The following is a 25,535-nucleotide window of genomic DNA, read 5'->3' as shown; positions in this document are numbered from 1 at the left end:
ATAGAGAGCCGTCCAGTTCTGCTGAAGTCCAGCATGACGGACGGCTTGATTTGCAGGGAGAGGGGTTGAGGGGTATTGAGTATTGAAGAACCTTCTACGAACCGGGAGCGCTATTCCCGGCAAATGCTGTTCCCTCCGATAGGGTTCAGCGGGCAGCAGAAGATTGAGGCCGCAACCGTTGCTGTCGTAGGCATGGGCGCGCTCGGCACCGTTATCGCGAATCATATGGCAAGAGCCGGCGTCGGCCATCTGCGTATTATTGATCGCGACTATGTGGAGCGCAGCAATCTGCAGCGGCAGATGCTGTATGACGAGGACGATGTGCAGCAGGTCAGGCCGAAAGCGGTTGCCGCCAAGCGGAAGCTGGGACTCATCAACGCTGACGTAGCGGTCGAGGCAATCGTCTCGCATGTGACAGCCGAGAATGCGGAGGAGCTGCTTGCCGGTGCCGATCTCGTGCTGGATGGCACGGATAATTTTCAAACCAGGCTGCTGCTCAACGATGTGTGCTTCAAGCGCGGAATCCCGTTCATCTATGGCGGAGCGGTCAGCTCGCATGGCATGACGGCGGTGTTTATCCCCGGCCAAACCTCTTGCTTGCGCTGCCTGCTCGGTGCAGGAGACAGCGGCGGGGATACCTGCGATACCGTCGGCGTCATTTCGCCGATCGTCGATATCATCGCTTCCCTTCAAGCGGTGGAGGCGCTCAAGTTTATCGTCGGCGCGACAAGCGCGCAGCGGCAGGGGTTGCTGTCGCTGGAAATTTGGCAGCATCAGATGATGGATCTGAAGCTGCCGCCGGCAAGAACCGATTGCCCAACTTGCGGTTCGCGGCAATTTCCATCCTTGCAGGCGAGGGCCGGCGGCGGGGCGGTAACGCTGTGCGGCAGGGAGACCGTTCAAATTAGCGGCTCGCGTCCGCTTGATCTGGAACAGGTGGCTGCGAAGCTTGCGCGTTCTTGTGAGCTGCAGCGAAATCCGTATTTGCTCAAGGCTTCTCTGCCGGAAGGAGAGCGGCTTGTCCTTTTCCCGGACGGGCGCGTGCTCGTGCAGGGAACGGAAGATCTCGATCGCGCCCAGTCGCTTTACGACCGTTATATCGGTTCGTAAATTTTTTGTAAATTTACGTATGGGAGAAGCAAGCGCAGGTCATAATAGCAGAGGGCAAGCGAAATAGCTTGCACTTTGCAGATGGCCGGGGTGAAGGCAACCTAAAGAAACAGTTAAGAAATGGAATCACGTTGCTTTTAACATATAGATATGCTAATATGATCTTAGTCGGAAAAGAACCTGAATTCACATATTGAAAAGGGTTGTCATAACGCGAGATGGTACCTTTTTCAATGTGTGATTTTTTTATTTGCTAAACGAATAAAAAGTACATGTTAATTTAATTTTGGAGGTTTTCCTAATGCAAACAGGAACAGTTAAATGGTTTAACGCAGAGAAAGGTTTCGGCTTCATCGAAGTTGAAGGCGGCAACGATGTATTCGTACACTTCTCCGCAATCGTAGGCGAAGGCTTCAAGTCCCTTGACGAAGGCCAACGCGTTGAGTTCAACGTTGTTCAAGGCAACCGTGGACCACAAGCAGAAAACGTTGTAAAACTGTAGTTTTATAGCGAACAACAACAAACTGCCCTTAACGAAAGTTGAGGGCAGTTTTTTTATAATTCCGGGGAGGGATGCGCCTTGTATAATCGTAAGAAAATCGTGGAGGATATCCCTGAAGAGAACACAGCCATTTGGAGCTGTGAGACAGAAGGCTGTAAAAGCTGGATGCGCGACAACTTCGCCTTCGATGTTGCACCTTCCTGCCATGTGCATCATACGCCTATGGTCAAGAGCATGAAAATGCTGCCGGCATTGAACAACAACAATTCGTTAAAAAGCTCAAAAAACTAGTCGTCCCTTGTAGGGACGGCTTTTTTTTGCGCGAATAGAGGGATAGATGGTACAATTGAGGAACAAACGTTCGATTCGGTGAGCTTGAAGGAGATGCCATGGGAGAACATATACAGCTATCTGTCCGTGCTTTGGTGGAGTATGCCTATCGGAGCGGCGATATCGAATCCGGGTTTCATGCAATCAGCTCGATGACAGAGGGTACGAAGGCGCATCAACGCATCCAGAAGCAATATGGCGAACAAGATCAGAAAGAAGTATATGTGAGCGCGGAGATCGTCATGGACGATCTTCTCTTTGTCATAGATGGACGTTGCGATGGGCTTCTCGTCGACGGAGAAGGCGGCGGCTTAATTGTGGATGAGATTAAATCGACTGCCGGACGGCTGCCGGAGGAGATTGACCATACGTACCCGGTTCACTGGGCGCAGGCCAAGTGTTACGCCTATAGCATTGCCAAGGATCGCGGGCTTCAGGAGCTGACGGTTCAGCTGACCTATGTGCAAGTAGAGAGCGAGGAAGAGCGGCGATTCCGGCAGCAGGTTACCTATGAAGAACTCACGCAGTTCGTTCACGAGATGGTAAGAAGTTATTATCCGTGTGCGGCGCAGCAGCTGCGACATAAGGAACTTCGAAATCGCAGTATCCATGGGCTGGCTTTTCCTTTTGCAGCCTATCGGGAAGGACAGCGGAAGCTGGCGGGCGCTGTGTATCAGACGATCTCCGAGGGTCATAAATTGTTTGCGAAAGCCCCGACGGGCATCGGCAAAACGATCTCTACGATTTTTCCTTCCGTGAAAGCGATCGGGGCAGGTCTGCTGCAGCGTTTCGTTTACTTGACGGCGAAGACAATTACGCGTACGGCTGCGGAAGAGGCGTTCGCCCTGCTGCAGACGAATGGGCTGCATATGCAGGTGGTCACCATAACGGCGAAGGAGAAGATTTGTTTTCAAGAGGAAGTCCGGTGCTCGAAGGAGCATTGCCCCTATGCGGACGGTTATTACGATCGGATTAATGAAGCGCTGCTGGATTTGCGGTCGAACGAAACGCTTATTACACGTGAAGTGGTAGAAGAATATGCGCGTAAGCACACGGTCTGCCCGTTTGAATTCGCGCTGGATGCGGCGTATGGGGCGGATGCGATGATTTGCGACTATAACTATGTCTTTGATCCGCGCGTCAGCTTGAAGCGTATGTTCGAGGAGCAGAAACGGCAAACGGCGCTGCTGATTGACGAGGCGCATAATCTGGTGGATCGGGCGCGGGAAATGTATTCGAGTGACCTTAATAAAGCGGACTTTCTGGAGATGCAGCGGGCATTCAAAGGCGTGAACAGCGAGGTTCATGGAGCGGCAAAAGCGGTCAATCAATACTACATCGCGCAGCGCAAAGCGCTCGGGGAACAACGGCAGGAGGTGACGGAGTCGCTGCCGGAGCCGCTTGTGGGTTTGGTGGAGCAGTTTGCTGCGGCCGCAGAGAAGGAACTGCTTGCGCCGGCTGGGGGCAGCGTGAACCCGGAGCTGCTGGACTTGTATTTTCGAAGTCAAAGCTTCGTGCGCATCGCGGAGCTGTTCGATGAGCGGTTCGTAACCTATACGGAGAGCTTGCGGGGGGAAATGCGTACCAAGCTGTTCTGTCTGGATCCTTCGCATCTGCTCGGGGTGATGAGCAAGGGCTACCATGCGATGGTATTCTTCTCGGCTACGCTGACGCCGCTCAATTATTTCATGGATATGCTGGGTGCCGGAGAGAGCGAAGGGAGCTACAGCATAGTCATTCCCTCCCCTTTCTCGGCGGACCAGCTGGAAGTGACGATTGCGCCATTATCGACGCGGTATCAGGATCGGGAACGGACGAAATTTTCGATTGCCGCGCTTATCGCGAAGGTGACGCAGGAGAAGCAGGGCAACTATTTGGTTTTCTTCCCGTCTTATGCCTACATGAATGATGCGTGTGAGCAGTATCAATTGCTTGCTGGTTCAAATTCAAGTTCAAGTTCGGTGAGGACCATGGTGCAGGTGCCGGGTATGACGGAGGAAGAGCGGGAAGGTTTTCTGGCTGCTTTTCAGGGAGGGTCCGGGGAAACGTTGGTTGGTTTTGCTGTTATGGGCGGCATCTTCTCGGAAGGAATCGATCTTGTCGGGGATCGGCTTACGGGCGTAGTTGTCGTCGGGGTGGGGCTGCCGCAAGTCGGGCTTGAGCGTGACATTATGAAGGCTTATTTCGACCGGACCGACCGCAATGGATTTGATTATGCGTTCTTATATCCCGGTATGAATAAGGTGCTGCAGGCAGGCGGGCGTCTCATCCGCTCGGAACACGATCGCGGAAGCTTGCTGTTGATTGACGACCGCTACCTGCAGCCTCACTATAACCGGCTTCTGCCGCCGGAGTGGCTTAACTATCGCGTGCTTCGTGCCAATGAGGATCAGATGGACCCGAACACCTTCGTGCCGCGGGGTTGATCGCCTTGATCATCGGGCTCAAGGGTGATGCCGATGCTATCGTATTCGAGCTTCGTCGAGGCGATAGGCATCGCGAGCAAGCCGATTCCGCGATCCGCTTGGCCGACGCGGAATGTACCGGCGCTCGTACGGACGCCGTCCTTGATGAGCCAGACCTGGTAGGCTTCCGCGCCTGTAGTTGCCGAAGCGCCGAACAGATAGACGACGAACTGCCGGCTCTGGCCGTTATCTACAATGCAGGCAACGCCGGAGGACTTGCCGGCGAGCGGACCTTGAGCCTTCAGCGGAACAAGCTCGCTGATTTGAGCGGCGGATACGCGAAGCGCCTGCTCTACCGGAAGCGGAGCCAGCTGCTGCTCGTGCCGCAGCTGGATATTCCATACGGACAGCAGTGCGATCCCGGCAATTGAAGCGGCGAGCAGACCGGGGAGCAGCTTGCTCAAGCGAGCTCGGGCTCTGGGCTTTCGTGGCCGCCATTCCGCAGCGCGGTGAACTGCCGGGTCGTGAAGCGTGTCCTCCGGACGGACGGCAAGCGCGGCATCCATCACCTGCTGCTTGAGATCTCGAGGCGGCTCAATCCATTCAATATCAACAGGGAGTGCATCCCAGGCTGTACGCAATTCCAGCAGCTCCTTCTGACAGGCATCGCAGTGAGGGAGATGAAGCTCGAAAGCGAGCGATTCTTCTTCGTTGCATGCGCCGGAGACGTATTCCAGACACAGCTCGCACGGGGATGCAGGCAAAGTATCGTTCTTCTCCATCACAATCCCTCCTCTTCTGCCGGCAAATGTCTGCGTAATATTTTGAGCGTTTGATGCAAGCGGTTCTTCACGGTACCGAGCGGTTGATTATAGGCGGCAGCGAGCTCGCTTAAGCTATATCCCTGCCAGTAGAAATGTTCCAGCAGCATAATTTGCTGCGAGGACAGGTGGCGGTAGGCGCTGCGAATTTGTGCTTTGAGTGATTGACGTTCAGCGCTCTCCTCAGGAGAGGTGACGGCAGCATCGGGAATACGCTCAAGCTCCTCCGGTACATAGGGAAGAAGCGGAGCGTTGATGCGCCGCTGCTTGCGCAGCCAGTCGGTTGTCATATTTCGCGTCACGGTAAGCAGCCAGCTGGTGTAGCGGCCTTTGTCCGGATTGTAGTCCGACTCGGTCGTCCACAGCCGCATGAAGACGGACTGCGTAATGTCTCGGGCGGACTGTTCGTCCTTCAGCGACTTCAGTGCGAACGAATAGACAAGTGCGGCGTAACGATCGTAAAGAACGGACAGCGCCTTGTGCTGCTTGGCTTTGATGAGCAGCATCAATTCATGGTCAGCAAGATTGTGCATACCGGTAAGCCTCCAGAACAGACGTCGATAATCAAGACAAGTGTAGCAGGATCACAACAGAGAGGGTAACCGCATAAGCCGCGGCTACCCTGGTAACGTGACGCGATGGGAAGGTTATTTGGCTGATACGATAATCGTTGCCTGCATAGCCGGATGAGGCGCGCAGTAGTAAGAAAATTCGCCTTCGGTATCGAAGGTAACGGACTTCTCTTCATCGAGGCCGAAGAGGCCCGTATCGAAGCTGCCATCGTCTGCCGTAGCCGTGTGCTTGACCTTATCCCGATTGATAAATTTCACGGTATCGCCCGGGCGGATGGTCAGACTGCTGACGGTGAAAGCAAACTCCTTAATCTCGACTGTATAGGTTTTACTCTTTACTTCGGCCTTCGAATCGCCTGCAGCCGGTTCAGTCGGCTTCGCAGTTGTGTCTTTATCCGGCTTCGTCTCAGCGGCCGGCTTTGCCGCCGGTTTTGTCGCAGGCTTCGCAGCAGACGTCGTGGTCTTCGAATCATCTTGATGGGCATTATGGTTGGAATCGCCCTTCGTGCCGCCTTTATCATCGGTTGCCGGCTTGGGGTCTGCCTTGTCGTTATCCGGCTTTGTCGCAGCATTGGAATCTTCTGTCTTAGGCTCCGTTCCCGCCGTGGCCTTCCCATCGTCGTTCGTTGAAGTGCTGCCTCCCTTATCGTCTGCCTGCGTATCGTCAGTCGCAGGCTGTTCGGCTGAGCTATCGTCTGCTGAGGCGTTAACAGAGCTATCCTCACCGGAGCTGGACGAGTCTGCCGTGTCATTCGTCGCCATTTCGCTGTGATTGCCGTGATTCTCTGCAGCGGCAGAATTAGTATCGCTGCTGCAAGCGGACACCAACAGGCAAAGCAGCAAGCCTAGGGCCGCCAACAGATATCCTTTGTTCCACGTCGCTCCTACTCGGTTACTCCTCGTTTTCCTCTGCATGCGAAGTCACTCATTTCACAATAATTTGGCCTGTCATGAACTTCTTGTGGGGCTCGCAGAAATAATCGTACGTACCCGCCTTGCTCATCGTAATCGTGAACGAATCTCCTTTTGCCAATAACGGGGTGCTGAAACTGCCGTCAACCGCTACGGCATTGTGTTTCATATCGTCATAGTTGGTGAAAATGATTTTGGAGCCGACTTCCACGGTCAGTGGGCCGGTACCGAAGGAATACTCTTTAATATCCACGCGATAGGTTTTGACTTCCGCGCTGGCCGTTGTGCCTTCGAAGGCAACGGGATCAATCACATACCAAACGTTGTTCAGGCCCTGTCCGTTGACGTCGCCATGTGCCGAGTCTTTGACGAAATAATAGAGCGGATAGCCTTTATACGAAGATTGTTTACTGCCGTCCGTGCGCGTAATGACGCCGAAATCAGAGCTTGCAACGCCGGTAGGCGCATGGGTACCGGTAGCGAGATAAGCCGGCCAGTTGGCCAGGCATGTACCTTCACAAACGCTGCTGCCAGCGGTGTCTTTGTCAAAATAGTACAAGGTCCGTCCGTTTGCGTCCGTTAAGTAGTTGCCGAGGGTAGCGGAAGTGCCCAGCATAGCGGCGTAATCGGATTTGGCTGCGAACCATACGCCGCCGACTGCCTCGCCGTTCACATCACCGGGAGCCGTATCTTTGGCAAAATAGTAAAGCGGCCAGCCTTTATACGTCGTTTGCATCGTGCCGTCAGCACGCATGTACATCCCGAAATCAGCCGCGTTCAAGGATGAAGGAATTTGCAGCTGATCCGCATGAAAGATCGGCCATGCTTGCAGGCAGCTGCCTTGGCAGGACTCCAAGTCCGCGGCGTCTTTCGTGAAGTAGTAAAGGGTGCGTCCTTTGCCGTCGGTTAAGTAGGAGCCGAGTTTATCTGCAGCGGCAAGTCCGATATGCTCGCCTGTTGGGAGTTCGGCTGAAGCGGCAATTACGTTTGCCTGCTGCAGTTGAGCGAACAATGTCGCGCCTTTCGCGTTCGGTGCGTTCAGTGCCTCAACAAGTGCCGTGGCGATATCGGCATTGCTCAGCTCGGCTGCGCCGGCGATGTTCTTCAGCCCTTTGCTCTTGGCGAAAGCGAAAGTAGCGCTGTATTGGAAAGCGGTGCCGGATTTGTAGCCCAGCGCTTCAAGCAGTACTTTATAGAACTGCTGCGCGGTGATGGAAACGAGGGGGTTGAAGTTGCCGTTGCCCGTACCGTTCCAGCCGAGCTCGGCGTGAGCGTTCAAATAAGCCAGAATAGCTTGGTTGCTTTTACTTACGAGAGAAGCATCTTTAAAGTTGCCTGTTTCTGTAAATGCTTGCGCTTCAGACAGTTTTCCTTGAAGACGTAACGAAATAATAGCGGCTTGGAGCCTTGTGGACGTCTTGCCGAGATAGGCGGCTGAAACGCCGGTGCCGTCGCCTAACAGCAGGCCAAGCTTAGCGGCTGTGTCCGCATCTGTTGTAACCGCTGGGGAGCTCTCTGCTGCCGAGGCGTTTAGAACAGGGAGAAGCATGGCCAGGCATACGGTTAAACTCAGCAAAAAAAGCCCAAACCTTCTTGCTTTATTCATCGATCTTCCTCCTCATAATAGTCGTTCTATTAGGAGGTAACGATGAGATAAGCCCAGCGGTTTGAGCGATTTTATATAAATTCGATTTATTTTGCCTCCGTGAGCGATTTCTCGTACACATTGATCCAGAAGCCGTCGATGACGGAAGCGCCGCGATGCGCATAGCCGTTATTAAGAAATAGCTTTTTGGCGCCCAGCTGGTTGGTTAAGGCGTCCAAATAAATGTGGCGGAAGCCGAGTTCCTTGGCTCGCTGCTCTAATTTCGTCAGCATCATCTGGCCATAGCCGCGCTGCTGAAAGCTCGGGTGGACGCGAAGCCGTTTGATTTCGGCCGTGTCTTCGTCGAGCTTCTTCAGTCCGCCCATTGCTACAACGACGCCGTTCTGACCTGTTCCGACAAGAAAGTCGCCGCCACTCTCCAAATACTGCTCGTCGATATGAAAAATATCATGGTAATGCTGATGAGTCGGTTCTACGCCTGCTGCGGAAATAACAAGAAGATGAAGCCGCCAGATGTCGTCGTGGTCTGCGGTAGAATAACGCCTAATGTTGAACATAGCATTCTCTCCTTTTCCTAACCGGACTGTGAGCAAGCAAATGCTTTATATGTTATATAATCTAACATAAAACAAGTGATGAATGACAGTTTTTTGATGGAATTGCCGAGAAAAAGATCAATATACGTTATTTGCGGTATATCCATGTTAGATTACGGGAATAAAGCGGTTTGTTGTTGAATACAGGGTGCTTTTGCACAATAATGAAGGTACTGGGATCGTGATGGATGACACTAGCAGTGTTAAGGTTTGACCATGCCGGTGTAAAGAGGTGAGTGGAGACATGAAAGTAGTCGTTGTTTCGGATACGCACATGACGCGGATGGCCAAGAAGCTGCCTGATCGGCTGATTCAAGAGCTTCAGGATGCGGATGCGATATTGCATGCGGGAGATTGGATGACGTTGTCGGTATGGGATATGCTGCGAGCATTTGCTCGCATTGAAGGCGTGGCAGGCAACAATGACGGGGATGATATCATCGCCAAATTCGGCCACCGCAAAGTGCTCGATATTGGCGGGCTTCGCGTCGGTTTGGTGCATGGTCACCTGGGGCCGGGCAAACGGGAGGATACGGAAACGAATGCGTATCGGTCTTTTGATCAGGGCAGCGTGGACGTGATCGTGTTTGGGCATTCTCATGTACCGCTTATTCGGGAGCGCGGCGGCGTGCTGCTGTTTAATCCGGGCTCGCCGACAGATAAACGCAGGCAGAAGCAATATTCATTTGGTATTTTCACAATAGAAAGCGGCTCGTTATTGACGGCTGATCATGTCTATTACGACGATAAGAGCTAAGAGCAGGGGAGATTGGAAGCTATGGGCGCGAAGATGCGTAATGTTGGCATATTTGCTCATGTCGATGCAGGCAAAACGACCACGACCGAGCAGATGCTCTATCAGAGCGGGCATATTCGCGCGCTGGGCAGCGTGGATACGGGAACAACGCAGACGGATTGGCTGGATGTCGAGCGGGAGCGGGGCATTTCGGTGCGTGCCGCCGTGACGCGGTTTGCTTGGAAGGATACTCCGATTAATCTCGTGGACACGCCGGGCCACGTCGATTTTCTGTCTGAGGTGGAGCGCTCGCTTCGTGTCATGGATGGTGCGGTTCTGATCGTATCGGCTGTCGAAGGCGTGCAGGCGCAGACGGAAGTGATCTGGCAGGCGCTGCGCGATCTATCGATTCCAACGATGATCTACGTGAACAAAATGGATCGTGTGGGAGCAGACGCTTTGGCAGTATTGGATCAGCTGCAGCGTTTGTTATCGCGCCAGGCGGTGCCTGTTGCGGCGCCGATTGGGGCGGAAGCGGAGTTTGCGGGTTCTTTGCCCGTGTTGGACGAGCGGGCGTTGGGTGAGTTGGTGCAGGGCGAGCGGGGGCTGGATGCGCGAGTTCCGGTAGAGCAGATGCTGGATGAGCATCCGTGGGCGGAGCCGTATCGGCGCATGTTGGTGGAGACGGTTGCCGAGCAGGATGAGTCGCTGCTGGAAGCTTACCTCGAAGGGCAGGCGGTTGATGACGCGCTGCTTAGGCGAGTGCTGGTTGAAGGCGTGCATCGCAGCACGCTGTTTCCGGTTCTGTTCGGTGCATCGAATCGCGGGCTTGGCGTGAAGGAGCTGATGGATGCGGTTTTGGCGTATTTGCCGGCTCCGGGCGGGTCGGAGGAGGCTCCGGTATCGGGCGTGATTTTCAAGATGGAGCGGGACCCCGTGATGGGCAAAATCGCGTATGTCCGCCTCTTCGAAGGGATCATTCGCAATCGCGATACGGTGCTCAATTACAGCCGGGACATGCAGGATAAAGTGACGCAGATTCGGCGCGTGACCGGGCAGAAGACGGAAGATATCGGGGTCTTGAAGGCCGGAGATATTGCGGCTGTCTATGGATGGAGCCGGGCACGAATCGGCGATGTCATCGGCGCGCCTGAAGGCGTGCCGGGAGAGAAACGGCTTGCGGTGCCGCTGCTCACCGTTCAGGTGCAATGGAAGAACGAAGCCGAATATCCGGCTGTCGTTGCGGCATTTCAGGAGCTGGCGGATGAGGATCCGCTGCTTGATTTGCAATGGCTGCAGGATGAGCGGGAGCTGCATTTGAAAGTAATGGGGCCGATTCAGATGGAGGTGCTCACCTCGATCTTGCTGAGCCGATTTAAGCTCGAAGTCAGCTTCGGCGCGCCATCGGTTATTTACAAAGAAACGCCTGCATCGGTGGGTGAAGGGTATGTCGCGTATTTGATGCCGAAGCCTTGCTGGGCGATCCTGCGTTTTACGATTGAACCGGGTGAACGGGGAAGCGGGATCGTATATAAATCACTGGTTCGCAACGAACGTTTATTGGAGAGTTATCAGAATGAGGTTGCGAGGCGAGTGCCGGAGGCGCTGCAGCAGGGACTGCGCGGCTGGGAAGTGACGGACCTGCGCGTCACGCTAATTGAAGGCGAGCATCATGTGTGGCACACGCATCCGCTCGACTTCGTCATTGCGACGCCTATGGGCATCATGAACGGCCTTGCGAACACGGGTACGAAGCTGCTGGAGCCGCTGCTTCATTTTCGGCTCTCCGTACCGGAGGAGTACGGGGGCAAGCTCATGAACGAGCTTGTCCTGATGCGCGGCGAGTTCGACGCGCCTATCGTGCGCCAAGAGCGAATGGAGCTCGAGGGCACGCTGCCCGTTGCGACAACGCTCGATTTCCCGGCGCGCCTCGGCTCCATGACGAAAGGCCGCGGCACGCTCACGACCTTCTTCGCCGGCTACCGCGAATGCCCGCCTGACGTTGACGTATCGCGCCAACGGCGCGGCGTCAACCCGCTGGATCAGGCGAAGTATATTCTCGCCGTGCGGAACGCGCTTAGCGGGTAGGTCTCACCGCCGGGGAAGAGATGAAGCTGTGAGTCGGGAAAAGCGACTCTCAGCAAGTAAACTAGCTGGAAATCCCTCCTCGATGGGCGGTGAGAGTCTCAAAAGTGGATTCTCACTGCCGAAAACCGGAGGGAATGGAGCTGAGAGACTCGAAATCGAACTCTCAGAGGTCAAACTAGCTGGAAATCCCTCCTCGCTGGATGGTGAGAGTAGGAAAAGCCGGCTCTCACCGCTGAAAATCGGAGGAAATGGAGCTGAGAGTCGGAAAAAGCGACTCTCAGCAGTCAAACTAGCTGGAAATCCCTCCTCGCTGGGTGGTGAGTGTAGGAATAGCCAGCTCTCACCGCTGAAAATCGGAGGAAATGGAGCTGAGAGTCGGGAAATGCGACTCTCAGCGTTGAAATGAATTAATTGTTGCATCTGTAAGCGGAAATGCCGCTTACAGCGCAGAGAATAGCTAGCTTACAGCATTGATAGCGGATATACCGCTTATCGAGCGGGTTCTCGGGTCGAAATGAGCGCAATATGCGGATTTCCCGGACTTTAAGTGACATGCCTCAGCGCAGAGATTAGCTAGCTTCCAACATCGAAAACGGAGCACCATGCCCCGCCGCCCCAACCCAACAAAATCACAAAAAAGCTGAGAAGGCCAACAACCGCCTTCTCAGCTTTTTTCATATCGTCACGCGGTCGCCGCGCGTGGTCGGTGACGAAATCACGAGGAACTCCACCGGTTCAGTGGTGGAGCCGAGCATCTGATGAGGGGTCAGCGGCGGCACTTCGACTCCCTCTTGGGGTACAAGGACGATCGGCACGCCGTCGACCTCAAGCGTCGCGGTGCCGGACAGCATGAAGAAAAATTGCCGCGACTGCTCGTGGTAGTGCCGCACCTCGGTGGCTCCGGCGGGCATCCGCTCGTGGATGATGCTGAGCGGGCCATTTTTCACCAGATGCCAGCCGTCGCACGCATCGCCCCAAACATAATGCTCTGCATTCTGTTTGCTCACTTTCACGCCTATCCCGCCTTAATAGCCACGTTGGTACTGACGCGGCAGAAATGCCTCAGCCTCGCTGGAGCCCTTTGCGGCTACGGCTTGAATCGCATGCAGCGCCCAATACGGGTCGCGCAGCATGCCCCGTGCAACGGCCACGAGATCCGCATTGCCATGCGCGATCGTCGTATTCGCCAGCTTCGGCTCATCGAGCAGGCCGACGGCGATGACCGGCACCTTCAGTGCGTCCTTCACTGCCCGAGCGAGCGGCACTTGATAGCCGGCATAGATCGCCGGGCGGTTGGCGCCGGTAACCGGAGCTTCGCCGCCGCTGGAGACGTGGAAGATATCGGCGCCGACCTCTTGATAACGGCGGAAGATCTCAATGCCCTGCTCAACCGTATAGCCGCCCTCCGAGAACTCGGCCGCGGAAACCCGAACGATTAAGGGCATATCGGCAGGCATGACGCTTTTTACCGCCTGAATCACTTCCACGCCGAACAGTGCGCGGTCCTGACCGTATTCATCCTCGCGGCGGTTCGTCACCGGCGATTGGAATTGGTGAATCAAGTAGCCGTGAGCGGCATGGAGCTCAATCGTATCGACGCCGGCTTCAACCGCGCGGCGCGCGGATTCGCGGAATTTGACCACGATGGCTTTCACTTCATCGGTCGTTAGCGCACGGGGGGTCCGGTAGGCATCGCTGAATGCGATAGCGGAAGGAGCCACAGGGTCCACCGCTTCTTCGGCCTTACGGCCGGCGTGGGCAATTTGAATGCCGATCTTCGCGCCTTGACGATGAACTTCCGAAATAATACGGCGATAAGCCGGGATCTGCTCATCTGACCATAAGCCGAGGCAGCGCTCGGTGATGCGGCCATCCGGCTCGACATCGGTCATTTCCATAATGATAAGGCCCGTACCGCCAACCGCGCGAGTTACATAGTGGATATAATGCCACTCGTTCGGCGTACCGTCCTTCGCGTCTACGGAATATTGGCACATCGGCGCCATAACGATACGGTTTTTGAGAGAGAGGCTCTTCAGCGCAAAAGGTTCTGCTAATCGGTTCAACATTCTCCACTCCTTTATATTTAAATCGCTTATGAAAATCCAACGTTAGGCTCAGCCTCAGTATACCCCTGCCACTTACATTTTGAAAGTGAAATTCCTCCCGCAAGCCGGGAAACGGGAATTAGTCGCGCAAATCCGTTATACTAGAGAGAACTAACCATCGGCAGGCAGGGAGAAGTTATGCAGAGTCAACAAACCGTCATGAGCAATAGAGGACTGCTTCAGGAGGCTGAAGCCTATATCCGACAATTCGGCAGCGAGCTGGCTATAGAAGAAAAGGAGACAGCGGCACGAATAGCGGAGATCACAGCGGAGATCGATGCCACCGGAACGTATACGCATACTTTGGAGGAGCTTGCCTACGGGGCTAAGCTGGCATGGCGCAACAGCAATCGGTGCATCGGCCGACTGTTCTGGGATTCGTTAACCGTGCAGGATGCGCGAGAAGCGACCTCCGCGGCGGATATCGCCAAAGCGGTTTTTCGCCATATTGAATATGCCACGGGCGGAGGCAAAATATTACCTTCTATTACCGTCTTCGCCCCCTGCACGGACGCCGACTCGCCTCGTATCCGCATCTGGAACGATCAGTTGATCCGTTACGCGGGTTATCAGCAGGAAGACGGATCCGTCCTCGGCGATCCGATTTCGCTCCAATTCACGCAAGCGTGCATGGAGATGGGCTGGCGCGGGGCAGGAACCGCGTTCGACGTGCTGCCGCTCGTGATCCAAATCGGCTCGCAGCTGCCGGAGTGGTTCGACATGCCAACTGATATGGTTCTCGAGGTACCAATCGTGCACCCGGACTATCCCGCTTTCGAAGAGTTGCAGCTCAAATGGTACGCCGTTCCCTTCGTCTCGAACATGCGTCTTGAAATCGGCGGTCTCCATTATACGGCCGCTCCGTTCAATGGCTGGTATATGGGCACCGAAATCGGCGCGCGCAATCTCGCAGATCCGTTCCGCTATAACATGCTGCCGGCAGTCGGAGCTTTGATGGGCTTGGATACAAGCAGAGAGATAACGCTATGGCGCGACCGGGCGCTCGTTGAGCTGAACATAGCGGTGCTGCATTCCTATAAAGCGCAAGGAGTGACGATCGTCGATCACCATACCGCGAGCAAGCAGTTCTCCTTGTTTGCGGAGAAGGAACGGCGCAACGGACGAACGCCGACCGGTCGGTGGTCTTGGTTAATTCCGCCGCTGTCTCCGGCGACGACGGCCATTTTTCATAATCGCTATGAGGATGTCGAGCTGAAACCGAACTATTTTGCTCAGAAAGCGCCTTATGACTCGTAATCGATAGGTTGGCCGGCATGCGATACGGACAAAATAGGGATAAACAGTGGAGAAAAATGGCCGGGAAGCGACATTTTTACTGGGAATGGGAAGAATCGGTACATGAGCATGTCCGTAATGTGGTACGATAGAAATGCCGGTTTTCGAACGGGAAGGTTTTTATAACTAAAAGAGGTGGATGTATTGGCAGGTTTTGAACAATTAGGTATTGCCAAGGAACGGTCGCAGTCGCTGCGCAATGAAGGAATTCATGAAGCGACACCGATTCAAGAGGGCGCAATACCCGTTATTATGCAGGGCAGCGACGTAATCTGTCAGGCACAGACAGGTACGGGCAAAACGCTCGCGTTCCTGCTTCCGATGCTGGAGAAAATCAGACCGGAACGCGAAGATTTGCAGGGTCTCATCCTTACGCCGACGCGCGAGCTTGCGCTGCAAATTACGACAGAACTAAAGAAACGGCTTGCAACGAAGGACGAGTTCAGCGTGCTGGCTGTTTATGGCGGACAAGATGTGGAATCGCAGCTGCGGAAGCTTCAGCGTGCGGTTCACATTGTCGTAGCTACACCGGGCAGGCTGCTTGATCATATTCGCAGAGGCACCGTGAAGCTGAATGCGGTCAAAATGCTCGTGCTCGACGAGGCCGATCAAATGCTGCACATGGGTTTCCTGACAGAAGTTGAGGAAATTTTGAGCCAAATGCCTTACCGCAAGCAAACGATGCTGTTCTCGGCTACCATGCCGGGCGGCGTACGCTCGCTGGCGCAGCGCTTCATGATCGAACCGAAGGACATCACGGTGCGCGCGCCGCAAGTGACGGTGAAGGCGATCCGCCAGCTGACGGTTGAAGTCGGCGCGAAAGACAAGATGGAGCAGCTTAAGCGGCTTCTGGGCGAGTATAACCCGTATTTGGGCGTTATTTTCTGCCGCACGAAGAAGCGGGCAAGCGCGCTTAATGAGTTCTTGCAAGAGAATGGCTTTAACAGCGACGAGCTGCACGGCGATCTCACGCAATCCAAACGCGAGCAGGTTATGAAACGGTTCCGCGATGCGAAAATTCATTTGCTGGTTGCAACGGACGTTGCGGCACGCGGTCTCGATGTCGAAGGGATTACGCACGTATTCAACTTCGATATCCCGGAAAATGCAGAGAGCTACATTCACCGGATCGGCCGCACAGGCCGTGCAGGCGAAGATGGTCTTGCGATTACGCTGGTATCTCCGCATGATCGTCTGGAGCTTGCTGCCATCGAGAAAGGCATCAATCAGGCGATTCCGCGCGAGAAGAACCGCGGCGGCGCGCCGGTTCGCACTTCGGTGATGGACGATACGCCGGACCGCCAAGGCGGCGAACGCAAATCGCGCGGCTCAAGCCGCAGAGGCGGAACGTCCGGCCAGTCGGCTTCCGGCAAGTGGGAGCCGAAAGGCGGCCGTTCCGGCCAGCAAGGCCGCAAGAGCAGATCCGGCTTCGGCGGCAACATCGACAGCCGCAAAGCGGGCTCAGGCGGCGGCGCATACGGTGGAGCTGCGAAGCGCGGAGAATCGCGCGGAGCAGGCGTGCGCGGCGGCGCTGAAGAGGCGCCGCAGTGGGGCGCGGCAAGAGCGGAAGCACCGCGCGGACGCGGCGGAGCAGGCTCGCGCGATGGCGCAGCGCCGGCAGGCCGCGGGCGCTACAGCACGCCGGCCCGCGAAGAAGGCGGCCGCGGCGAATTCGGCGCGGCTGAGCGCACCGGCGGTCGCGGCGGCGACGCGCCACGTGGACGCGGCGGCGACTCGTCGCGCGGACGCGGAGCGTCGGCCGGGCGCAGCGAGTTCGGCGGCGGCGGCCGCGGAGCATCGGCGTCTCGCGGTGAGTTCGGCGGCAGCCGCGGCGGTTCCGCATCGCGCGGCGAATCTCGCGGTGCATCGGCACCGCGTGCGGAGTTTGGCGGCGGCGGCCGCGGGGATTCCCCGCAGCGCGGCGGAACCGGCCGTGGCGGCGAATTCGGCAGCCGCGGTGCAGGCGCGCCGCAATTCCCGAACGGGGGCGGCGATAAGAATCGCGCTCGGTCTTCCTCGAGCGGCAGACCGTCCTCGGGCGGCAGACCATCCGCAGGCGGCTTTAAAGGCGGTCGCAGCAGCGGCGGCGGGAAGCAAGGCTCGGGCGGTCGCCCGCAGCGCAAAGGGTCACGTTAAGATCAACTCATAATCAACGAATGAAGCAAGGCATAAGACGATATTTTGTCGCTGCCTTGCTTCTTTTTCTATAAGGAGTGAAGGAAAATGGTGCAGTTGGTGAAGCCGTCAATGGCATTGCAAGAGGCCTACATGGCGTTCTACCGGGAATGGATCGTGTGCGGGGAGGATATTGTCCCGTGGGTGGTGGGCATGGATCCGAGCGATTTTGCGGCATACGTCAAGCAATTGAACGAAGCCCACAAGGAGGAGAACACCCCTGAAGGCTGGGTACCTCATTCCACCTACTGGCTGCTCGACGATGCCGGGCAAGTCGTCGGAGCGGCTAATATTCGTCATCGACTCAATCAGAAGCTGCTTGAGAGCGGCGGACATATCGGGTATGGCATTATTCCGTCCGAGCGGCGCAAAGGCTATGCAGCGCAGCTTCTGGCCTTGTCGCTCCGGGAAACGGATGAGCTTGGCATACGCGAAGTCCTCGTCATTTGTGATCATGACAATATCGGCTCCGAACGCACTATTCTGCGAAATGGCGGTCAATTCGAATCGAGCTTCACGGAAGCACACGGCAATGTCGTCAAGCGTTTCTGGATTCATCGTGTATAACGTAAAAAAAGGGATGCCACATTCAAAGTGGCATCCCTTTAATAATTAGCGAATCGTAATGAGGTTGTACATCACTTGCGCAGCTTCTGCGCGGGTCGTAATGCCTTTCGGGTCGAACTTGCCTTCTCCGCGACCGTTAATCAGCTTCAGCGCTGCTGCCGCATCGACATATTTGGCAGCCCAAGCAGATACCGCGAACGCATCGGTGAACGAAGCTTCGGCACCTGTCGTTGTCTCGCTTCCCTTCATGACTGCGTATGCGCGCATCAGCATGGTCGCCATTTCTTCGCGCGTAATTTGCGCGTTTGGCGCGAATGCCGTGCTGCTCTTGCCGCTAACGATGCCGGCTTTAACCGCGATGGATACCGCTTGCGCATACCATGCATCAGCAGCCACGTCCTTGAAGGTCATGTCCCCGGCCGCAGTCAATCTCAGCGCCTTCACGAGCATGGCCGTGAATTCGGCGCGCGTCACATGGCGGTTCGGCGTAAACATCGTCGGGCTTGTACCGCTGACGATTTGTTTGGCTGCCAAGGATTGAATGACTTTAGCTGCCCAGTGGGTGCTCGAAACATCAGTAAACGCCTTCGTAACTTCCAGAACCGCGTATTTACTGAAGTGCGAAATGTCCGCAAGCAGCTCGCCGTTCTCCTGCGTTCCGCCGATGTATTCAAGCTTACCGTCGCCGGAGATATAGAAGATACCCATGGTATCCGGATTCGCCGATGCATCGACTTTCAAGCGAATCGTGATCGGTTGATTGAATGTCGATAACGAAGCGAGCTTCTTGCCGGTTGCATCCGTTACGGACAGTTCGAACTCGTAAACGCCGCCGACTGCCTTCACATCCGCTTGCGCCGCTGCGCTGCTTGCTTTCTCTAGCGCTGCTGTCTCCTTGTCAGACAAGACACTCAGTTTCAATGAAATCTGACCGTTTTTCAATTCTTCCGCAGATCGTTGGCCAGTCAATGCTTCAAGCAGCGCAGAAGGGATTTCCAGCGTGACGTTGCCGGTAGTCACTTCAAGCTTGTTACCGGCCAGAAGGTCGGCCGCGTTCGCAGGCAGCTTCAATTCGCTTGTAGTAGCAGGAACTTCAACGGTTACAACGCCATTAACAGGCTTATTAAGCTTGTCTGAATCAATAACGACCGTATGTTCTTCTCCGACATTGTCCGTTCCTCCGCCGATATAACCGCCGCCGCCGCCGGATGGCTGGGCTGCAAGCACGACAAGATGGAATGCGGTTGTGTGAACTAACACGCCGTATTTCGCCGTTGTTGCCGAGAGTGTAACCTCCACGTCCTGGTTGGAGCGGTGAACGGTACCATTGCTCTCAACGGCCGCCTCGTTACTGGACGTCCAAGTAATCGCGGAGCCGTCCGGCGCAACGGACGGTAACTGCAGGTTTGCTGTAACTGCATGCTGGCTGTCATTGCCGCCTTTAATCATATTCCATACGAGTGCCACTTCCTGATCCAGGCTTCTGACATAGAAACCAAAGTTGACATCGATATAGTAGTTGCCGAGAGTGAGATGAGCGACTACCGGAATATAAGCATTAAGATCGGCCCCTCTTGTTACGGTTCCATCCGGAGCGATGATGTCCTCGTGCTCGGATTCCCACGAAATTTGAATACCGTCGCTGCCGAGGGCAGTCGGGAAGTTCAGATTGCCGGTTACGTACAGCTCTGAAGTGTTTTCGCCAAGCAGATCGGAAACCTTCAGCGATTTGGCTGCACGAAGCAGAAGCGTTCTTTCTTTGTTCTTCGTATCGCATAGAACGGTGAGATTAAACGTCTTATTGAATGAGCTGCCGCCTTTGGTTACAGTCGCTACAAGCTCGACGTTCGCATCGCCTTCATCAAATAGCGGAATGTATACGCGTCCCTGATTCGTAATAAACTTTGGTTTATTCGAGGTCCACGTAATCGTAGTTCCGTTCGAGCCATGCGTTGGCAGGCTCAGTGCCGACGAAACATCGGCTTCGGACTCGTTGTCGCCCCGAATGACGTCCCATGTTACGTTAGCGGCATCTTCATCCGTCGCTTGGCCATCCGTAGCCGCTGCCGCAAGAACGGTCAAATTAAAGACTCTCTCAGCGGTTGCCGTGCCCATCGTAGCCGCAGCCGTAAGCTTCACGGCTTGGCCGGCTGCCGGCCGCGTGACTTGACCATCGGCGGAGATGACGTTCGGGTCATCGCTGCTCCACGTAATCTTCGCATGGTTGGCAGGGTCGGAGTCAGGCAATGTGAGGTTAGTGCTCACATGCGCCTCGTCTGCATTTGCTCCTTTGAGCACATCCCAAGTGAGGTTGTTTACCGCTTGCGCCGCTTGGAAGTGGTCTGCACTTTCCTCGCCGCCGAGTCTATAAACGACAAGGTTTAGGACGGAAGTATATAAAGCGGTAAATACTTTGCCATCCAGCGCCAAGCCGCTATCAATGCCTAAGAAGTTGGCGCCGTGATGAAGATCGTCCAGCGTGATGCTGAAACGATGCTCGCCGGCTGGTTTGACGAAACCGGCAGGCAAGTTAAACTCCGCATCAAACTTGTTTGAAAGCCAGTTGTCTTCGCTGTCGTCGAACAAACTTTTGAAACTTGGCAAGCCGATGAAGGTTCTTCTGTAATCTTGCAAAACCGCCGCAAAGTCATAGCCGAGCGGGTTTGCCGCATGCACCGTACCCGTAATGGTAATGCTGGATTCCGTGGTATAGAAGGAAGCGGTGCCGGTAGAGTCCATCACGACATCGTCGAATTCGACTCTCGGCTTCTGCGAGTTCTTGTGTACCGGAATCTTAATCGTCGTCTTATTGCCCATATAGTCGATCATCGTGAACGGAAGCTCGCTATCCCCTTGAGGGATGCTGCCCGGGTCCGTATATCCGGTGTTCTGGTAGTAGAAGGAATAACTGCCGGCAGGGAATTCATAGTACTCTTCCGCATTATAGTAGAGTCTGCTATTGTACGGAATGTAGTTTGGCGGCGGGTATAATGCGCGCGTCGCCGGAAGAGCCTGTTCATTGCCAAGAAGTACGATTGGCATTAAGTTGCGATCGAACTGATCGGATGATCCGTTATTTGCATAAGCAGGTACGACGTACCCGGATACAAGAGGATCGAACATATCTAAATGATAACTGCCATCAACGTTCATGCCATCAACCATAATCCTCGGTGTATTGTCTTTCGCATACCGGACAGCTTGAATCGGAATCGTTGCTGCCGCGCCTGCGCCGTCATCGGTCACCTGTACGACGTTACTCGCAAGATCAACCGTGACGTTAATCGTGATGCTTCTCGCGTTGCCGAGCCAATCGGTAGCCGTAACGACGATGGAATGATCGCCGGCGGTCAACACGACCGGGTAACGGAAGCTTTCCTCGGCAGTTGAAGCCCGTAGTATGCTTCCCATGGATTGCGCCGGGTTGCCGTCTACCGCTGCTTCTAGCTTGTAGCCTCTGGAGTTTGTGATGGTGTCTTGCGCAACTGCATCCAACATAAGCGAGATGGTATCCGGCTTGTCCGTATCCATGTATGCGCTAGTTTGAGTCAAATCCGCAGTTACCGCGGTATTCAGTTTAACGGTCGGTGCCTCTGTATCCACGAAGGTATGAATCCCGGTATAGGAAGGGCCGTTTAGACCATAAATACCGTCTACCGTTTCAGCGGCTTCCCACTCGCGACCATCTTCCAAGCATGCAAAGAAGGTGACATAATGGCCATCCTCCAAATCGGCGGGAATGGATACATTTCCGGTGATGGCATACTTAGAAATGTCCTTGACCGTAGTCTCCCATGTTGCGGAATGATGGATGGTCTCCCCGACCTTGGTGAGGCTGCCATTTTCTTCGAACTTGTAGAGAACCTGCTCTACAGCCGCAAGGCTAGGTCCGGTTGCTTCGAAGCTCAGGGTGAACCGGTCGCCCGGCTTGACGTTCGCATTCCAGTAATAGCTTGGAATGGAATCATTAATGGTTGTTGTCGATTCATCGATAGAAACGCCCGTGCTGCTCGAGTTATCGATTACGATATTCACATAATCGCCTTCATTGCCAGCCCTATCGATCGGCGCGAGCGTGACGACATTGAGACCGTTAATCAACCCCGGTACTTCCATCTGATAAGTGCCGTCGGAATTATGAACCACCATCGATTTGTAATCATCCCACGGCTCGGAACCATTGAGTGCGAGGTATACGCTCGCGGATGTGTCGCCGGAAACTTCGTCGTCCACCGTCCAGCGGATGGTGTAGCTTCCATTTTCGGCCACCTCGGGATGGGTAGACTCGTCATACTCCGGGTTTTTGATTACGTTGATCGTTGGAGCCTGCGTATCTTTATACATCGGCATGTAAATGGTCGGCTGAGGTTTTGCGTTTGGAATATCCGCTCTTGCCGTAATGGCAAAATAGTACTGCCCGTCAGGCAAATCGACGCCTAAGTTTCTTCCATTCCAGGCCAACTCGTCAAGCTGCATGTACGGAGGGCCCCCTGTATAGGGATCTCTCTTTACAAGCCAGTCTTCATCCGTATAATGCGTAACGAAATTATGGGCCTCGTCCACGATTTCGACGTCCAATCTCTGCGCATTCCGCAGAAGAGCCAGAACCGGGAAAGGAAACATGCCCAGGCGAGGATTGAATGTATAATATTTGTCGCCTAGGGCGAGTTCCGCTTCTGTATCCGGCAAGTCGTATAAGAGGTAATACGGGCCGTATTGGAATCCCATTTGCGTTCCCAGTTCGGACTGGGCCCACACATGATGGGCATCTTCCCACATCGGCGCATCGACAATGCTTGGCTCGTCCCAATCGCCGAAGAACCCGTTATACGGTACATTCAGCGTAGGCAGCGTACTGTCGATGGGCTTCAAATAAATATAGCCTTCAACGAAAATGTTCTCCATGGTGGACTCATCGAGATTCAATGTCACCACGACTTGCTTGGTGGAGTTCGCCGGAACCGTTATTTGATTGGTATCAAAAGTCAGCTCTGCTTCTTCCATGTAACGGCTGCGGATGTTATCCGAGTGGGTCAGCATCGGATTATGCAGGTAATCCGTCATGACCGTGCCGTCCACTGTATACGTAACGTCTTTACTTGTCATGTTCTTAGCAGTCAACGTGAAGGCAGCATTTCTGCCGATTTCCTTCAGGCTGACGCTTCCTTTGCCGTCAGCTCCCGATACGACGACAGGCGTTTGAACAGCCAAATCAGGGCGAATCATGCCCGCGCCTTGTCTTCTAGGCTGGTACTCGGTGTTGTAATCGGGACGTGCTGCCGAATTCTCTTCGTTGATATAATCGCGTTTGGTCGGAACCGAAGTGTTCATGATCAGGTTTTTGACCAATTGCGCAAAAGCCCGCGTACCGGTAGGCACGCCTCGCTCTTTGAGAGCTTGCATGACATCGGCTACTGCCCCGGTGACATAGGGTGCCGCCATGGAAGTGCCGTCTTCTCTTTCGTAAGCATTGTTCTTGTTCGGGTCAGAGGTTCTGACCGAAGACAAGATTGCATGGCCCGGCGCCATGACGTCAGGCTTCAAGAGCAAGTCGCTTGTCGTCCCCCATGACGTGAAGTCTGTAGGCTGACCCGGATTGGATTCCGTGAAAGCGGACCCGATGTCTTCCGAAACGATCGAGATTGGAATGGATGGCAGTTGAACAGGCTCGTCGCCACCGCCCGGGACTTCGATGCCGATATCGAGCGGTCCGATGTCGATCCCGCCACCGCCGCCGCCACCCTCTGTATTTGCCAGAATGGCTTCCTTCAATTTCATCCCGTCTTCATAACTGATGAAGGAGAACGGGATGATGCCGAAGCCTTGCGGTGCGGGTGCCGGCTTGTCCGGTGAGGAGTTGTAGACGATGATGCCTGCTGCTCCGGCCTTCTCGGCATGCTTTACTTTCTCGATGAAGGAGATTGCACCGCGTTTAACTAAGACCACTTTTCCTTTAACATCAATGCCTTCATAATCGGACGCTGCGCCAAAGTTGATTTCATTGCCTTGCCAATCATAATCTTGAATAAATGAAGCCAGTTCATAGGTTTTATCCGTCGTGAAATTCCAATCGTCGATACCTTCGCCGAACACGGAGCCCGTGACGCTGTCACTTTGGAATTCATAAGTATGTTTCTCGACGATATTATTTGCGGCAGCAACCGTGAAGGAGTCCGGATAAACGCCGGGATTGCCGACTTTATTCATATCCGGATTTTCGCCGAGTTTAATCGAAGCGCCAAGCTCGCCTCGATCCGCATAAGCATTAGAGGCATTGCCGGCAGAAACGACCACGACATGTCCTGCGTCCGTAGCGTTGCGGATAGCGATGCCCATCGGATCTTTCGGATCCCGCGTGTCGAAGGAGGAAGCGGAGCCTAGACTCATATTAATAACATCCGCTCCAACGGAAGAAGCATGATCAATCCCTTTTATAATGTCTTCTGTCAAGGCTCCGGGCTGAATGTCGGAGAAAACTTTCTCGGCCACAAGTTGCGCTTCGGGCGCTACGCCGCTGAGGACGGCACTTGATCCGGCAGCAGTACCTGCGACGTGAACGCCGTGGCTGCTCGGTGACAGCATGGTATCCTCCATGTGCGGGATCACATCATCCGTTTGGTCTGCCCAGTTATAGCCTGCGACAACCTTGTCCGAGTATTTGCCCGTACCTTTAGGGAATCTTGCTTTGCTCATGTTTTGAGGGGCCGGGAATGCTTCGTGGGTATAATCAATCCCGGTATCCAGAATGGCAATTAGCATGCCTTCGCCTTTGTAGCCGGAGCTCTTGCCGAGCGCCTCGCCGCTCCAAAGTTTCTCGATGCCCGTAAGCGCATGCTCTTGGTTATTGACGGCGGCAGGGTAGTACTTCTGCTGCAGCGTTACGGCAGCGACATTCGGCATCTTCTTGATGGCTTCGATGCTGCTGTATTTGACGTTGTCTACGCTGAAGCCTTTGAAAACGGTCTGGTACTCGTGTTTAAAGGACAAGCCATTGCCGTTCTTCGCTTTACCGCCGGCCAATGTGCTCATGATTTTGCTTTGCGTTGTATCGATTTCGTTCTGAATGGCTGTCTTGCCCGCCGTCAGTGAGAGTTGATTAACACCTACTGCTCCTTGTGCAGCAATCTGGGACACGGTCTGGCCTTTCAGTTGAACGATTACCGATACGAGTTCATCGGGGTTATGTGCAGCTTCAGCTTCAGCGGGAGCTTTCTCAAGCGATTCAAGGTCTCTCTTTCGGTCTTCTTCCATAGCAGCAGACAGATTCTGTTTCGCTTTTTCCTTCAACCCTTGCAGCTGCTCAGCTGTCAGCTTGGGCTGACCGGAGGCTTTCACATCCGGATTTTTGACAATGATTCCTTTGGGAAGCTCTGGTGCACTTGCCGGTCTGTTCGGATTCGTTGAAAATGTCGGTTGATCCGCGGCTGCATATGCCAATGGCATATTGGACATGACAAGACAGGCCAAAGAGACGGATACGACGGATTTCGTCATCCTTTTTGATCTTTTCATCGAGGTGCTCCTTTAATTGTAGTGTTAAGCCAGTTGAACTTTTACGCTTAGTGCGACTAACTACCTGAATTGTAGCGGAACGCCTAATGTCAATGTATGGGGGGATTTCGGCTGGAAAAAGAAGAGGTGTATCTATCCTTTTAAGGCGGGGAGTCAACACGATGCCAACTCGGACAGAGCCGCGACCGGGCGGTATGCC

Annotated in this window: 17 protein-coding genes and 1 pseudogene; 9 read left to right on the top strand and 9 right to left on the bottom strand. The window is 54.5% G+C overall.

The genetic code is table 11. The features are described 5' to 3' along the window. Positions 1-75: 75 nt before the first annotated feature. The 4 genes from I8J30_RS19675 to I8J30_RS19660 all read left to right on the top strand — a co-directional run bounded on the left by I8J30_RS19675 (position 76) and on the right by I8J30_RS19660 (position 4,368). The gene (locus I8J30_RS19675; protein WP_338044898.1) at positions 76-1,110 is read left to right on the top strand and encodes a ThiF family adenylyltransferase; all 1,035 of its coding nucleotides are present in this window, start codon (positions 76-78) and stop codon (positions 1,108-1,110) included. A gap of 301 nt (positions 1,111-1,411) precedes the next feature. Then, positions 1,412-1,612: a cold-shock protein gene (locus I8J30_RS19670; protein ID WP_025337122.1), complete on the top strand. Its 201-nt coding sequence runs from the start codon at positions 1,412-1,414 to the stop codon at positions 1,610-1,612. Positions 1,613-1,690: 78 nt separating this feature from the next. Then, complete coding sequence (locus I8J30_RS19665; RefSeq protein ID WP_090980204.1) at positions 1,691-1,903, top strand: cold-shock protein; 213 nt, start codon at positions 1,691-1,693, stop codon at positions 1,901-1,903. A gap of 98 nt (positions 1,904-2,001) precedes the next feature. After that, positions 2,002-4,368: an ATP-dependent DNA helicase gene (locus I8J30_RS19660; RefSeq protein WP_210660984.1), complete on the top strand. Its 2,367-nt coding sequence runs from the start codon at positions 2,002-2,004 to the stop codon at positions 4,366-4,368. On the opposite strand, the gene I8J30_RS19655 is transcribed toward I8J30_RS19660, so the two are convergent. From I8J30_RS19655 to I8J30_RS19635, 5 genes are all read right to left on the bottom strand, one after another. Continuing rightward, positions 4,332-5,129, bottom strand: a complete 798-nt coding sequence (locus I8J30_RS19655; RefSeq protein WP_210660982.1) for an anti-sigma factor — start codon at positions 5,127-5,129, stop codon at positions 4,332-4,334. The genes I8J30_RS19660 and I8J30_RS19655 overlap by 37 nt on opposite strands. Beyond that, on the bottom strand, positions 5,129-5,701 hold the full coding sequence (locus I8J30_RS19650) for a sigma-70 family RNA polymerase sigma factor (RefSeq protein WP_091224851.1): 573 nt from the start codon (positions 5,699-5,701) through the stop codon (positions 5,129-5,131). The genes I8J30_RS19655 and I8J30_RS19650 overlap by 1 nt, the downstream gene beginning before the upstream one ends. Before the next feature lie 114 nt (positions 5,702-5,815). Further along, the gene (locus I8J30_RS19645; protein ID WP_210660980.1) at positions 5,816-6,655 is read right to left on the bottom strand and encodes a cupredoxin domain-containing protein; all 840 of its coding nucleotides are present in this window, start codon (positions 6,653-6,655) and stop codon (positions 5,816-5,818) included. A 10-nt stretch (positions 6,656-6,665) separates the two neighbouring features. After that, positions 6,666-8,258 (bottom strand): plastocyanin/azurin family copper-binding protein, encoded by a 1,593-nt coding sequence (locus I8J30_RS19640; protein ID WP_210660978.1) that lies wholly within the window; start codon positions 8,256-8,258, stop codon positions 6,666-6,668. Between the two features lie 86 nt (positions 8,259-8,344). Then, entirely contained in the window at positions 8,345-8,815 is a 471-nt protein-coding gene (locus I8J30_RS19635; protein WP_210660976.1) for a GNAT family N-acetyltransferase, read from the bottom strand. 283 nt (positions 8,816-9,098) lie between these two features. On the opposite strand from I8J30_RS19635, the gene I8J30_RS19630 reads away from it, so the two are divergent. Continuing rightward, entirely contained in the window at positions 9,099-9,611 is a 513-nt protein-coding gene (locus I8J30_RS19630) for a metallophosphoesterase family protein (RefSeq protein WP_210660974.1), read from the top strand. 21 nt (positions 9,612-9,632) lie between these two features. Continuing rightward, positions 9,633-11,678: a GTP-binding protein gene (locus I8J30_RS19625; protein ID WP_210660972.1), complete on the top strand. Its 2,046-nt coding sequence runs from the start codon at positions 9,633-9,635 to the stop codon at positions 11,676-11,678. 674 nt (positions 11,679-12,352) lie between these two features. Here I8J30_RS19625 and I8J30_RS19620 read toward each other — a convergent pair. Continuing rightward, positions 12,353-12,691 (bottom strand): cupin domain-containing protein, encoded by a 339-nt coding sequence (locus I8J30_RS19620; RefSeq protein WP_210660970.1) that lies wholly within the window; start codon positions 12,689-12,691, stop codon positions 12,353-12,355. Between the two features lie 12 nt (positions 12,692-12,703). Then, positions 12,704-13,747, bottom strand: a complete 1,044-nt coding sequence (locus I8J30_RS19615; RefSeq protein ID WP_210660968.1) for an NADH:flavin oxidoreductase/NADH oxidase — start codon at positions 13,745-13,747, stop codon at positions 12,704-12,706. A 177-nt stretch (positions 13,748-13,924) separates the two neighbouring features. Between I8J30_RS19615 and I8J30_RS19610 the strand changes: the two genes are divergently transcribed. The 3 genes from I8J30_RS19610 (at position 13,925) to I8J30_RS19600 (ending at position 17,824) form a co-directional block, all read left to right on the top strand. Beyond that, positions 13,925-15,043 (top strand): nitric oxide synthase oxygenase, encoded by a 1,119-nt coding sequence (locus I8J30_RS19610; protein ID WP_276316160.1) that lies wholly within the window; start codon positions 13,925-13,927, stop codon positions 15,041-15,043. A 174-nt stretch (positions 15,044-15,217) separates the two neighbouring features. Next, positions 15,218-17,218, top strand: coding sequence for a DEAD/DEAH box helicase (locus I8J30_RS19605; protein WP_210660967.1), 2,001 nt, complete (start codon positions 15,218-15,220; stop codon positions 17,216-17,218). Positions 17,219-17,305: 87 nt separating this feature from the next. Next, positions 17,306-17,824 carry a GNAT family N-acetyltransferase gene (locus tag I8J30_RS19600; RefSeq protein WP_210660965.1) on the top strand — a complete coding sequence of 173 codons (519 nt, stop codon included), beginning with the start codon at positions 17,306-17,308 and terminating at the stop codon, positions 17,822-17,824. 45 nt (positions 17,825-17,869) lie between these two features. Here I8J30_RS19600 and I8J30_RS34260 read toward each other — a convergent pair whose 3' ends face one another. Both I8J30_RS34260 and I8J30_RS34255 read right to left on the bottom strand, forming a co-directional pair. After that, a complete protein-coding gene (locus tag I8J30_RS34260; RefSeq protein ID WP_420831239.1) occupies positions 17,870-20,563 on the bottom strand; it encodes an immunoglobulin-like domain-containing protein in 2,694 nt (897 codons plus the stop codon). Positions 20,564-22,663: 2,100 nt separating this feature from the next. Then, positions 22,664-24,583: pseudogene (locus I8J30_RS34255) on the bottom strand (S8 family serine peptidase); the annotation flags it as partial. Positions 24,584-25,535 lie beyond the last annotated feature (952 nt).

Origin of the sequence: Paenibacillus lignilyticus (assembly GCF_017942085.1) — a bacterium.
Classification (GTDB): Bacteria; Bacillota; Bacilli; order Paenibacillales; family Paenibacillaceae; genus Paenibacillus_Z; species Paenibacillus_Z lignilyticus.
The sequence above is the reverse complement of the archived record's forward strand: the minus strand, read 5'-3'. Positions and strand labels throughout refer to the sequence as shown.